The 12747-nt window shown below is 66.8% G+C and carries 8 protein-coding genes; 4 read left to right on the top strand and 4 right to left on the bottom strand.

Annotated features, from left to right (window positions below; translation table 11 throughout):
- Positions 1-2 precede the first annotated feature (2 nt).
- On the bottom strand, positions 3-2069 hold the full coding sequence (locus IPP28_15035) for a sulfatase-like hydrolase/transferase (GenBank protein ID MBL0042310.1): 2067 nt from the start codon (positions 2067-2069) through the stop codon (positions 3-5).
- A 173-nt stretch (positions 2070-2242) separates the two neighbouring features.
- Between IPP28_15035 and IPP28_15030 the strand changes: the two genes are divergently transcribed.
- Positions 2243-4147 carry a DUF11 domain-containing protein gene (locus tag IPP28_15030; protein MBL0042309.1) on the top strand — a complete coding sequence of 635 codons (1905 nt, stop codon included), beginning with the start codon at positions 2243-2245 and terminating at the stop codon, positions 4145-4147.
- 73 nt (positions 4148-4220) lie between these two features.
- On the opposite strand, the gene IPP28_15025 is transcribed toward IPP28_15030, so the two are convergent.
- From IPP28_15025 to IPP28_15015, 3 genes are read right to left on the bottom strand one after another with little or no spacing between them, the layout of a single operon-like run.
- Positions 4221-6452 (bottom strand): EAL domain-containing protein, encoded by a 2232-nt coding sequence (locus tag IPP28_15025; protein MBL0042308.1) that lies wholly within the window; start codon positions 6450-6452, stop codon positions 4221-4223.
- Positions 6453-6495: 43 nt separating this feature from the next.
- On the bottom strand, positions 6496-8904 hold the full coding sequence (locus tag IPP28_15020) for a serine/threonine protein kinase (protein MBL0042307.1): 2409 nt from the start codon (positions 8902-8904) through the stop codon (positions 6496-6498).
- Complete coding sequence (locus IPP28_15015; protein MBL0042306.1) at positions 8888-9463, bottom strand: sigma-70 family RNA polymerase sigma factor; 576 nt, start codon at positions 9461-9463, stop codon at positions 8888-8890. Before IPP28_15015 ends, IPP28_15020 begins: the two co-directional genes overlap by 17 nt.
- A 93-nt stretch (positions 9464-9556) precedes the next feature.
- On the opposite strand from IPP28_15015, the gene IPP28_15010 reads away from it, so the two are divergent.
- Genes IPP28_15010 through IPP28_15000 form a run of 3 tightly spaced genes read left to right on the top strand, consistent with a single transcriptional unit; the run spans position 9557 to position 12733 of the window.
- Positions 9557-10195: a hypothetical protein gene (locus tag IPP28_15010; protein MBL0042305.1), complete on the top strand. Its 639-nt coding sequence runs from the start codon at positions 9557-9559 to the stop codon at positions 10193-10195.
- Between the two features lie 31 nt (positions 10196-10226).
- A complete protein-coding gene (locus IPP28_15005) occupies positions 10227-11000 on the top strand; it encodes a DUF3667 domain-containing protein (protein MBL0042304.1) in 774 nt (257 codons plus the stop codon).
- A 29-nt stretch (positions 11001-11029) separates the two neighbouring features.
- On the top strand, positions 11030-12733 hold the full coding sequence (locus tag IPP28_15000; protein ID MBL0042303.1) for a TPM domain-containing protein: 1704 nt from the start codon (positions 11030-11032) through the stop codon (positions 12731-12733).
- Positions 12734-12747 lie beyond the last annotated feature (14 nt).

Here is a 12747-nt window from a genome sequence, read left to right as displayed (position 1 = left end):
GCTCAGTGCGTCAGCGACGCGAGCTCCGGAAATTCTCGCTGGGCCGCTTGCCATAGCCGTGGTTGGGCACGCTGCAGTTCATCGGCATTCGCTTTTGCGGCAACCCCGTCACCATCGCGAATCGCAAGCAAGACGTTCGCCAGCGCCAGCAACGGATCATTGATGCCGCGCGCACGGGCTTCGGACAGGCTGTGTCGCGCGCCCTCGGTATCGGTGCTGCGCAACTGGTTCAGCGCGAGTCGGCCGAAGTCGCGAAACGGCGGTTCGGCCAGACCGGCGCGTTGCTGCTGCAGTCGCGCGGCATCGCCCCATCGGCGCAGGCGTTCGGCGATCAGCGCCGCGTTGTCCAGCGTGTTCGCGTCGTTCGCCCCCAGTGTCAGTCCTTGTTGAATCGCGGCCCAGGCTTCCGCCCAGTTGCCGAGTGACGCCAATGCCGCGGCTTCGTTCGTCCACACGCCGGCACGCTGCGGCTCCAGCAGTTCGAGCATCTGCCAATGCCCGAGCGCGTCGACATGGCGACCTGCGTGCATCAGGGCCTCGGCCAGCTTGTAGCGCGTCTCGCTGTTGTCCGGATTGAGGCGTGCGGCCGCATCCAGCGCCGCGATGGCGCCCGCGAGATCGCCTTGTTCGAGCAACAGGCTGCCAAGCAACTCGTGGGCGAACGCGTTCCCCGGCTCGTCGGTCGCGAGTTGTCGCGCCTGCGCCAGCACCTGCGCCGGCGCCGCGCTTCCGAGCATCGACTGCAGTTCGACCAAACGACGGTGCGAGGCGACGATGCTGCGCGGATGACCCGCGACGATCGCGTCACCGCGACTCGTATTGACGTAGCCGAGGCCTTGCAGTTGTCGCGCGACTTCCGGGGTCATCACGGCTTCTTGCGGCGCCGTCTCCGGGCGTTGCCACAGGTCCAGTTGCATGGCATCGGCACGGGCGCGCTCCTCGTCCGATCGATCGCGGGTTTCGGCCGCGTCCTCGGCGAGGTCATACAACTCGGTCTCGTCGCGGGTCGCGATGAGTTTCCAGCGGCCGTCGCGCAGGCTGCGCAGCGGCAGCGTGCGATAGGCGAGTTCCGGGTAGCGGGTTTCGGCGTAAGCGGGAGGGATTTGCAGGTCGCCTGCGGCGAGCAGCAGCGGCTGCAGATCGATGCCATCCGTCGGCACGCCATCCTCGATACCGGCGATCGCCGCCAGCGTCGGTGCGACGTCGATCAGGCGCGGCGTCTGCTTTGGCATCGCCGGACGGAAACGATCGGGCGCATACCAGAACATCGGTACCAGCACGGTCGAGTCATACAACAGCAGGCCGTGATCGAGTTCATCATGGTCGCCCAGACCCTCGCCATGGTCGCCGACCACGACCAGCACGAAGGGGCGCTGGCGTTGCTCCAGCGCGACCACCAGACGTCCGAGCTGATGCGCGACGTAGGCGACCTCGGCACGATAGGCCTCGCGCAATCCGGCACCGGCCGGCGTGCCCGGGGCGACATAGGGTGCGTGCGCGTCGAACAGGTGCAGCCACAGGAATTGTGGCGCTGCGGCGGGTGTGAGCTCGGCCAGCGCACGATCGACGGACGCGTCGCCGCGCCGTTCGAGGATCGCCAGCGACGATTCGGGTCCGCCAGCAGATGCAGGCTGGTCATAACGATCGAACCCGCGTGCCAGTCCGAATTGGCGATCAAGCGGGAAGGCGCTGACCACGGCCGTCGTCCGATAACCTTGGGCGCGCAGGCGTTCTGCGAGTAGCGGCACCGTCGTCGCGACGCGGTCACCGTTGTTGCGTACGCCGTGACGGTTCGGATCCAGGCCGGTCAGCAGCGACGTGTGCGCGGGCAGGGTCAGCGGCGCAGAGGTCGCTGCCGCCTTGAAGCGTACGCTGGCCGCCAATACGCGTGCCAGGACCGGGTTCGTCGCGGCCACGTCGGCGAATACATCGGCCCGTACGGTATCGAGGCTGACCAGAATCAGGTCCGGCTTCGCGGTCTCGTCCGGGCTGCAGGCCGACAGGAGGGCTGCAGCCGTCAGGGACAGCAGGGTCGTGCGCCAGATCAGTGCAGGCAGGTGTCGGGACATGGGTCGTCGCAAGGGGTCAACGAGGTGGACGGGTCGTTCAGGCTACGCGGACAGCTGGCATTCACGCTTGTGTCTCGTTAATCTATCGTTTGGCACGGATCAATCGTGCGCTTGTGCTTGGGTGGCTGTCCCGTGATGGGGTGGCTTCGTCGTCGTGTGATGGGGGAATATGCATGAAGAACAGGATTGGAAAGCGGCTGTTGAAGATCTCGGCGACTGTATTCGCCACGATGATGGTCGGGCAGGTCTTTGCGGCCGAGAGCTGGGAAGCCTATCTGGATCAGGTTCGCATCAAGCAGGCCATCGCCGATTCGCTGACGCCGGAACAGCTGGCCGCGCGTCGCGAGCGTCTGGCACGCTGGCTGGAACAGCAGGCCCAGTTGCCGCAGCGTACGCCCGGCGACACCTGCGTCGTGGCCACCAATGAGGTGTCGACGCTGCCGTTCAATCCGGCCGCGGACACGACGGTTGGGCAGACCGACAACTATGACCTGCCGGCCGACACCACCAACCCGACCTGTGCAGCACCCACGACCTGCACCGGTGCGGGCCCTGCGGGTTCGTTGCCGCGCGGTGCGATCTACACCGGTACCGGCACCGGGCCGGACCGCGCGTACAAGATCCGCACCAATGTCGCGTGCACGCTGAATGTGACGATCGATCCGACGAGCACGCAGGATCTGGCGGCCATCGTCTACCAGACCCAGTGCTCGAGCAATCTCGCGGACTGCGGCTGCGTCTCCGACACCGGCATCGGTGGCGCGACAGAAACGGTTTCGCTGACCACCGTGGCCGGTACCGACTATTTCGTGGTCGCCGATGGCTATTCCACTGGCGCGACGCCGCCTGGTCCGTCCGGTCCGTTCACCCTGTCGATCACGGAAACCACGGCAACCGGTTGCCAACTGGTGGGCGCGGCCTCGGCCGACCTGTCGATCACCAAGACCGATGGCGTGGCTTCGGTGAATGCCGGTTCCAACGCGACCTACACCATCACGGCCAGCAATGCCGGCCCGGATGTCGTGAACGGCGCGACCGTGGCCGATACGTTCCCGGCCAGCTGCACCAGCGTGGGCTGGACCTGCGTCGGTGCCGGCGGCGGTACCTGCACGGCCGCTGGCAGCGGCAACCTCAGTGACACCGTGAACCTGCCGGTCGGCGGCAGCGTCACCTATACCGCGACCTGCGCGGTGTCGTCGGGTGCCAGTGGCAGCCTGACGAATACCGCCACGGTTACCGGCATTGGCAGCGTCGTTGAAGTCAATCCGGCCAACAACTCGGCGACGGACACGGACACGATCAACTCGACGGCCGCACCGCAGTTCACCTACACGCCGGCAGCCGGCGGTGCGGTGAATTTCACCGGTGGCACGACCGTAGGCTCGACCGGCAACGCCTCGATCGCGGTCGCGATCGGCACGCCGGGTCTCGGCACCGGTGCGTCGGCGACGACGACGACGACGTGCGTGGTGCCGGTCGGCTTCTCGGGCTTCGGCCAGTCGGTGACGGCGGAAGGCGCAGCGGTGTCGACCACGGGCGGTCCGCTGAGCGGCTCCTGCGTCCTGGGTGCATCGCAGGTCGTGCAGTCGATGACCTGTACCGAGAACCAGGGCGGCACGCCGGTCACGCGTACGTTCGACCTCACTTGCCCGGCCGGTACCGCCGTGCCGCTGACCTCGACTCCGGCTTCGGGTGGCACGGTCACGACGCCTGCCCAGGTCATCGGCACCGGACCGACGACGGCACCGATCGCGTTCCAGAATCCGGGTCTGGTCGGTGCGACGGTCACCTGCGTGGCTCCGGCAGCACCGTTCTCGGTCAGCCCGCTCAGCTTCCCGGTGGCGGCCGGTGGTTCGGCTTCGACGACTGTGTCGTTCACCAGCACGACGACTGGCGCTTTCACCGGCACGTTGAACTGCAGCGCGGGTCAACAGCAGTTCGTGTTCAATCTGGCGGGCAGCGCCTTGGCGTCGGGCGTGCCGGTTCCGGCGCTGGGCTCGGATACGCGCCTGATGCTGGTGTTGGCCGCGCTGATGATGGGCATGGTCGCGCTCGGACTGCGCGCACGCCGCAGCTGATCCGGTCGTCGATGTTGAAATATCAAGGGCGCCTCTCCGGAGGCGCCTTTTTTTTGGCGCTTCTGCTGGAAATTCAGGACGCCTGACGCAAGGCTGTGGCCGGATCGGACGGATCGAACAACTGTGCCAGAGGCGTCGGGCGTTCGATCGCGAAGCCCTGGGCGTAGTCCACTCCGAGCGCCAGCAGGTGGCTGCGGATGGTCTCGGACTCGGTGTATTCGGCGATCGTCTGCTTGCGCATCACGCGGGCGATCTCGGCGATCGAGCGCACGATGGCCAGCGCCAGCGGCGACGTGTGCACGTCGCGCACGAAGCTGCCGTCAATCTTGAAGTAGTCGACATCCAGCGATTGCAGGTACGAGAACGAACAGAAGCCGGCACCGAAGTCGTCCAGCGCGAACTTGCAGCCCAGTGCACGCACGCGCTGGATGAAGCGCTGTGCCTGGGCAAGGTCGCGCACGGCACTGGTCTCGGTGATCTCGAAGCACAGGCGACTGGCCGGAAACCGGCTCGCCGCAAGTCGTTCTTCGATGAATTGCGCGAATTCGTCGTCGTTGACCGAAGCGCCGGACAGGTTGATGCCGACCATGCCGACCTGTGTCGCGAGCTCGGGATGGGCGTCGAGCCAGTCCAGCGTCTGGGTCAACACGGCACGGTCGATGCGGGTTGCGAAGCGGAAGCGTTCGGCCGCCGCGATGTAGGGGCCGGGTTCGAGCAATTCGCCGGTGGTCGGATCTTCGACGCGCAACAGCACCTCGAAATGACGCAGGTCCGAATGGCTCGCGGACTTCAGCGCCACGATGCCCTGGGCGAACAGGCGCAGCCTTCCTTGCTCGATCGCGTCACTGATGCGCACCGCCCAGTCCATGGCATTGCGGCGGTCATGGACATGGCGTTCGTCCGCCGTGGCGACCTGCACGCGGTTGCCACCGAGTTCCTTCGCGGTGAAGCAGGCTGCATCGGCCTGTGCGAACAGTCCGGCGAAATCCGATTCGCCCGCGACAAAAGGCACCAGGCCGATGCTGGTGGTCGGCGCAATCACTCGCCCTTCGTGGGCAAACCGGAAGTCGGCAATGACGCGACGCAGCTCCTGCGCCAGTTGCAGGGCTTCGGTCCGTTCGACCTTGCGCAGCAGCAACGCGAATTCGTCGCCGCCGAGACGCGCGAACAAGTCGCCGGGACGGATCACGCTGGCCAGCGCCGCGGCGAGTGAGCGCAGCAATTCGTCGCCGGTGCGGTGGCTCAGGGTATCGTTGACGAGCTTGAACTGGTCGAGATCGAGATAGGCCATGGCCATCGCTTCCTCGGGATGCCGCTGCAACGCATGCTTGGCCTGATCCTCGAAGGCCGGACGATTCACCAGCCCGGTCAAGCGATCGATGGTGGCACGGCGCAACGCGCGCACGCTGGCGGCACGGTTCTCGTTCGCTGCCGCCGACACGATCTGCGGTGCGGCCGTGATCATGCACAGGAAGGCGATCAGGATGGTGGTGCTGCCGAGATCGCGCGGCGGCGCCAGGCCGGCATAGCCGAGGCCGATCAAGGTGGCCAGGTACAGGCCGACGACGGTCGTGCCGAACGCGGTCCACGGCGGTTCGAAGCGCACGGCGCTCCAGATCACGAAGACGAAGGGCAGGCTGGCAAAGCCGAGTGCATAGGCACCGCTGCGCCGGGCCACCCAGGCCACGACCACGAGCGACAGCAGGAACACCGCCAGCCACAGCCACTTCTCGCTGCGTGCCGCATAGCGGAAGGGCAGCGGTCCGTCGCTCTTCCAGGCGCGCCAGCGATAGCCGATCAAGACGCTGGACAGCACGGCCACCACGCCATACAGGTCCCCGAGCGCCCAGCGAAACGCCGCTTCGGCGAAATCACGCGCCGGTACCATGCCGGCCACGACCAGTCCGGCCGCACCGATCGCGCCGCCGATCAGGATGGCGATGGTCGCCGCACCGAGGAACAGGAAGCCCGAGCGCATCGCCAAGTGGTCGATGGCACGCGGCGATCGATATTGCACCCAGGCCGCCGCGACCAGTGCCGATGCCAGGTTGGCCGCGATCGAGAACGGGATGAACACCGGCGGCACCGGGCCGAGCGTGAGGTGGAAGATGAGGACGGCCACCGGAATGAACGGCCACCAGCGCCAGCCATGCACGATCAATGCGCCGATGGCGATGCCGGCCGGCGGCCAGATCAGTGTGACTTGCTCGGGTCCGCTGACGAACCACGTCGCCAGCCAGGCGCCGGCGATGAACAAGGCGACCAGCGACGCAAAGGTGGCGACCGGGTGGCGGGGCGTGGACACGGCCCGAGTCTAGCCCGAAGCACCGTGAGCGGCGTGTCGTGCCTCAAGACTGGCCGCAGGCCCGGGCCCAGTCCTGCGCCTGGGCGATCAGCATGCGCGGTATCGGCGGTGTCCGTTGCATCGCGGCCACCGCATCACGGATGCGCTCGGCCAGTTCGGGTCTCGGCGCAATCCGGCACTGCGCGTAGGCCGATGCAGCCCGCTCGGCGTCGGCATTGCTGCGTTCGCTGAAGATGCCGCGATCGCGTTCGACCAGCACCGGGGCGAGCAGGTCGATGGCGGCCTGGAATTCGCCCCGCGCGATGTGGATGCGGGCACGATCGGCTTGATACGCGAGCAGGCGTGGATCGTCGTCGTTGCCCAGCGCGTGCTCCACTGCTTCCGCTTGGTCGAGCGTCTGTTCCGCCTCGTCCCAGCGTTGCTCGACCATGCGCGTCTGGGCCAGCGAATGCAGGGTGCGGGCGATCTCGACATGGTGTTCACCGAAGAATTCGCGCATGCGCGCGAGCAACGCGGCGTATTCGCGATCGGCTTCATCGAAGCGGCCGAGTTCGCGCAGACTCATCGCGTGATTGCGCCGCATCGCCAGGACGGTCGGCGTGCGTTCCGGCTTCAGAAGATCGAGTTGCCGCAGTGCTTCGGTGAGCTTGGCATGGCCGCCCTCGGCATCGCCTTCGGTGACCAGAAAGGTGCCGAGATTGCCGAGCGAAACCGCGTACATCGCGCGACTGTCCGGCAAGTGCTTCGCCAGCACCTCGGCCGATTCCGCCAGCGCCGCGGTCGCTTCGGCATTGCGACCGAGCGAACGCAGCGTCACCGACAGCAGTTGCAGCAACCCGCCGCGCGGCAGGCTGTCGAGGTCGCCGATCGCATCGCGCCGCGCCAGCGCGGTCTGCAGCAGGGCGCGCGCTTCCGCATATTCGCCGCGGCCGAAGTGCACCAGCGCGCGCTCGTTGTAGGCGTCGGCGACATCGTCTTCCGGCACGATCGGTTGCCGCAGCCAGAGCTCGAGGGCACGGTCGAACATGCGCGCCGCGGGTTCGGCCAGCCCCTGCTGGCGCATGATGCGACCCGCGGCGTGAAACATCGAGGCGCGGGCGTCATCGTCCATGCCGGTGGTGTCGCCCTGTTCCAGCCGCTCGACGCTGCGTGCCAGCAGTTCCCGGGCGGTGAGCTCGTCGGCGCGGGTCGCGGACGGATTCGCCGATGCGAACAGTTCCTGAAAATAGGACGCGACCGCCTTCGCCTTGTCGCGCTCGCGCCCGGTTTCGGCGAGTTGCCGGTCGAGCGAGGCAACATGGAAGGCGGTGAACGACATCGCGGCGACGATGACTGCGGCGCTCGCGATCAGGGCAAACCAGTGGCGTCCGACGAAGGCCCGCAATCGGTAGCCGCTTTCGCCGCGGCGGGCTTCGACCGGCTCGCCTTCGAGCCAGCGATCCAGGTCGGCCAGCAATGCATCGGCACTCGGGTAACGATCCTCGGCGCGCTTGCGCAGGGCCTTGAGGCAGATCGCGTCGAGGTCGGCATCGGCCGCTCCGCGCAGGCGCGTCGGTGCCGATGGCTCGACCTCGAGGATCGCGCGCAGCAACGCCGCCGAGCCCTCGGGCTTGCCATAGGGCGATGTGTCGGCGAGCAGTTCGTACAGCAACACCCCGAGCGAATAGACATCGACGCCGACCCCGCCGCCCCCCTGTCCATGGATCTGTTCGGGTGCGGCATAACGCAGGGTCATCTGGCTCGGGCCGGTGGCGGTGATCGCATCCTCGTCGAGCAAACGCGCGATGCCGAAGTCGAGCAGCTTCGGCACCCCGTCGGCGCTGACCAGGATATTGGCCGGCTTGAGGTCGCGGTGCACCACCAGCTTGCGATGCGCGTAGCCGATCGCGGCAGCGAGATCGCGGATCAGGCGCACCCGCTCGCGCCGCGGGCTCGCGTGCTCGCGACACCACTGGTCGAGACGCGGCCCGTCGACGAACGCGGTCGCAAGGTAGGGCGCACCGCCGGCGTCGCGGCCGCCGTCGACCAGTGCAGCGATGTTCGGATGGTCGAGCGTGGCGAGGATGCGCCGTTCGCGCTGGAAACGACGTTCGTCCTCGTCGCTCCAGCCCGCCTGCGCGATCTGCTTGAGCGCGACGAGTTGCTTCGCGCCGTCCAGTTCGCGTTCGGCCAGCCAGACGCGGCCCATGCCGCCGCGCCCGAGTTCGCGCACGATGCGGTAGTGCGGCAGTTGCGGCGCCGCAGCGTCGCGCTCGCGATGTTCGGCGCGAGCGAGGATGTCGTTGTCGCGCGCGCCGTCACCGAAACGCTTGCGCAGTGCTGCGCCGAGTTCGGGCTCGGCGGCTTCGATCTCGCACAGTCGGGCGCTCCGTTGCGGCAGCGATAACGCCGCGAGTTCGAAGTGCAGGTCCTTCAGGCGCGCATAACGCGCCGCGTCAGGCGTCGCGTCCATCGCCGAGTTGCTCGCGCAGCCAGGCACTGGCCTGCGTCCACTCGCGGTTGACCGAGGACGGATGGATGTCCAGCGCCTGCGCCGTCTCCTCGATGGTGAGTCCGGCGAACACGCGCATTTCGACCACGGCGGCGGCGCGCGGGTCGAGCCTCGCGAGCACGCACAGGGCGTCGTCCAGCGCCACCAGTTCGTGCGGCGAACCCATGCCGGCGACGTCGATGTCGTCCAGCGATTCCGGCACCGCGCCACTGCCCCGCTTGTCGGCCAGCTTGCGGCGGGCGCGATCGATCAGGATCTGGCGCATCGCGCGTGCCACCACGCGGATGAAATGGCCGCGATCCTCGACCTCCGGTGCGCGCGCCTGGATCAGTTTCATCAGCGCATCGTTGAGCAGCGCGGTGGGCTGCAGCGTGTCGTGGCCGGATTCCGAACGCAGCACGCTGGCGGCGAGACGGCGCATTTCGGCATACAGCTGGGTGAAGACACGGTCGCGCGCAAGCGCGTCGCCCTGTTGCCAGTCGACCAGCCAGCCGGTGATGTCGTCGAAGTTTGCCCCCATGGCGGAAGGATACGCGGCGAAGGCGGCGGTGAAAACGTCGCGATCCTGCGTACTGCAGGGAGACGCGGCCTGTTGCCGCGAACGGAGCTCCCCATGAACCGCCTTGCCTGCATCGTTTCTGCGCTTGCCCTGGTCACCCTGACGACGGCGGTTGCCGCGAAAGACACGTCGGTCTTCCGGGACGATTTTTCCGACAACGGCAGCGGCTGGATCGATACTCAAGTCGCCGACCACCGGGCCAAGGGCATCGCGCTCTACAACGGTGAGGGCGGCTACCAGATGACGCCGATCGACGACGCCACCTTCGGCATCGTGCCCGCGCCGAAGCAGGCGAAAGGCGCCGACGTTCAGGTCGAAACCGGATTGTTTCTTTATACCGGCGTCGGTCAAGGCACCGCCGGCGTGGTCTGTCGCCATCGCGACAACGACAATTTCTATGCCTTCATGGTCTCGGGTGGCCATGGCTACGCCATCCTGAAAGTACAGGCCGGCCAGCCCGAAACGCTGGCCAGCGGCCGCTTCGAGGGCGTGATGCCGAACATCGCCGATCTGCGCATCGGTGCGCGCTGCGAGGGTGGCTCGCTGAAGTTGATGCTGGATGGCGACGTGGTCGCCGAAGCGGACGACGGCACGCATCTGCTCGGGGGCACCGGCCTGATCGTGATGGGCGAGAAGATGGCCGGCACCAGTGCCGTGTTCGACGACTTCGAATTGCGTTCGATCGAACGTTGATCGCCCTCGCGGCCAAGCATCCGACGCCGTCATGACCCTGCCTGGACCTGGCACCGACCATTTCGCCGCGCCGCGCTGCCACAACTGCGGGGCCGGACTGGCCACGCCGTTCTGTGGCCGCTGCGGCCAGAAGCGGGCTGCGCGGCTTGACCTCGGTGCCGTGCGCGCCGAGGCCTGGCAGAGCTATCGGGTGTTCGAGTTCGGCATCGTCCAGGCGGCTTGGCGGCTGGCACGTGCACCCGGCGTGATCGCCCGCGAGTTCGTGCTCGGCGCGCGCGCCCGCCATGTCCATCCGCTGAAATTGCTGCTGATCGCGATTGGCGTGCAGGTGCTGGTGTTGTCGCACACGAGCCGGCTGGAGGCACAGGACGCCAACCTCAATCAGGTGATGGCGCTGATCCGGACCTATGCCAACTGGTCGTTCTCACTCGGCATCTTCGCCATCGTCGGCGCGTCCATGCTGGTGCTGCGCTGGCGTCAGCCGTTCAATCTGACCGAGCATCTCGTGCTCGGTGTCTACGCGCATTTCCTGATCATCGTCGCGAACATCATCAACCAGTTGCCAGTCCTCGTGTTTCGCGATCCGCAGTTCCTGAAGCTGCACCAGCAGTGGTCGGCCTGGCCCATGGATGGGGTCGAGGCCCTGATCGCACTGGTTGCATTCCGTCAGTTCTTCCAACTGGAAGCACGCCGAGATGCCTGGCGCCTGGCGTTGGCCGGCGTCGTGTTCGTCGCCCTCAAGTTTCTGCTCCTGCGCCTGTACTCGTATGCGCTGGTCAAGATCGTGCTCGCCCAACTCGCCTGAATCCTTCCAACTGATACGGAATCCCTGTCATGACCACGCGCCTTCCCCTGAAACGCACGCTGCTCTGCACCGCCCTGACGATCGCGCTTGCTGCCTGCGGCAGTGGCGATGGTGCCGCACCGAATGGCCAGACGCTGGCAGCGAACGACCCGGCCCCGCGCAGCGCGATGAGCGAGGCGGCGATGGTCGACGCGATCGCCAGTCAGTTGCAGGCCTGTTCCTACGACGGTTCGCCGGTGACGATCGATGCCCGCGGCATGGCCGCCGGACACGACGATGCCGGTCGGCAGGTCGTCGCCGAAATCATGAAATACACCGGGTTGCCGCAGAATTTCGAGGTGATGCCGCACCCGCAGGTGCCGAACGCCGCGGCCGTCATCCTGGTCGGCGAGGACAAGTTGCCGCATCGCGTGATTGCCTACAACGAGCAGTTCATGGCCGACGTGCAGCAGGCGACCGCGAACAACAACTGGGCGCCGGTCAGCATCATGGCGCACGAGGTCGGGCATCATCTGTCCGGCCACACCATCCAGCCGGGCGGCAGCCAGCCGCCGACCGAACTCGAAGCCGACAAGTTCAGCGGCTACGTGCTGTACAAGATGGGCGCGCAGCTGGCCGACGCGCAGAAAGCGATGAATGCGCTCGTGCCGGAAGCCGATGGCCCGACCCATCCCGGTCGCGGCAAGCGCGTCACTGCGATCGCCGAAGGCTGGGAGCAGGCCTGCGTGCAGCAAGGCGGAGATTGCGGGGGCAAGGTCGCATCGGCGGCGGAGCCGGATCGCGTGCCGATGGCCGACACCACGGTCCGGTCCGAGTCGGCGGCGACGAAGACGACGATGACCGCCACCGCCCATGGTCCGGTCGATGTGTTGCCGAAACCGGATTCGAATGCGATTCCGAGCAAGTTCGGCCGATTCGTGATCGACGAGATCGGTGTGCTGGATGCCGGCACGCGCGCCGCCTACGAGAAGCAGATGTATGACCTCGCTGCGCAGCATCAGGTCGAGATCGTCACCATCGTTGCCAAGAGCCTGAGCGGCCTCGACGCCGACGCCTATGCCTACGCGATGATGCGCCAGCTTCGCGTCGGCAAGCTCGATGTCGGCAACGGCGCGGTGCTGGTCGTGGCCCCGAACGAAGGACAGGTCGGCGTCGCGATGGGGCCGGGCGTAATGCTGGAGATGCGCGACTACGTCGATCTCGAAAAAGATCGCCTCAAGGGCTTCATCGACATCGGCCTGCCGTATTGCAAGGGCACCTGCAACGCCGCGCAGTCCGAAATGCTGATGGGCGCGGCCGAGCACATCGCACAGGACGTCGCCCACTGGGATTTCCAGATCCGCTACCAGAGCCTCGCCGAATTGATGGCGAAGTTCGAGGAAATCTCGCAGGCGCGCATGAACGGCCAGGATATCGAGCCGGAGCAAGACCCGACCTGGCGCAAGATCGTGCGCTTCGAGGGCAAGCTGGTCAGTCGTGATCCCGCGGCAGGCGAGCAGGGCAAGTGGATCAACGACACGCATGCCGAGATCGCCGGTGCGCCGATGCACGTCGTCGCGGCGGACGGTCGCAATCTGCTGGTCTACGTGAATCCGCATACCGAGGGCCTGATGACCAGCGCGCTGGAAGCGGGGCAGTCGTACGTGTTCATCGCGCGCGAATCGTCACTGTCGCAGAACCCGGACGACACGCTCAGCGTCGACGTGCTCAGTTACGACCGCGCCGCGCGCTGATGAAAAAAAGTTAT

It is taken from the genome of Lysobacterales bacterium (genome assembly GCA_016721845.1).
In the GTDB taxonomy this organism is placed as follows: Bacteria; Pseudomonadota; Gammaproteobacteria; order Xanthomonadales; family Ahniellaceae; genus JADKHK01.
This window is presented reverse-complemented; position numbering and strand designations above follow the sequence as displayed.

Bases quoted from the DNA above. Each gene is read 5' to 3' on its own strand.
- IPP28_15035 (MBL0042310.1), bottom strand. From the start codon at position 2,069: ATGTCCCGACACCTGCCTGCACTGATCTGGCGCACGACCCTGCTGTCC.
- IPP28_15030 (MBL0042309.1), top strand. From the start codon at position 2,243: ATGAAGAACAGGATTGGAAAGCGGCTGTTGAAGATCTCGGCGACTGTA.
- IPP28_15020 (MBL0042307.1), bottom strand. From the start codon at position 8,904: ATGGACGCGACGCCTGACGCGGCGCGTTATGCGCGCCTGAAGGACCTG.
- IPP28_15015 (MBL0042306.1), bottom strand. From the start codon at position 9,463: ATGGGGGCAAACTTCGACGACATCACCGGCTGGCTGGTCGACTGGCAA.
- IPP28_15010 (MBL0042305.1), top strand. From the start codon at position 9,557: ATGAACCGCCTTGCCTGCATCGTTTCTGCGCTTGCCCTGGTCACCCTG.
- IPP28_15005 (MBL0042304.1), top strand. From the start codon at position 10,227: ATGACCCTGCCTGGACCTGGCACCGACCATTTCGCCGCGCCGCGCTGC.
- IPP28_15000 (MBL0042303.1), top strand. From the start codon at position 11,030: ATGACCACGCGCCTTCCCCTGAAACGCACGCTGCTCTGCACCGCCCTG.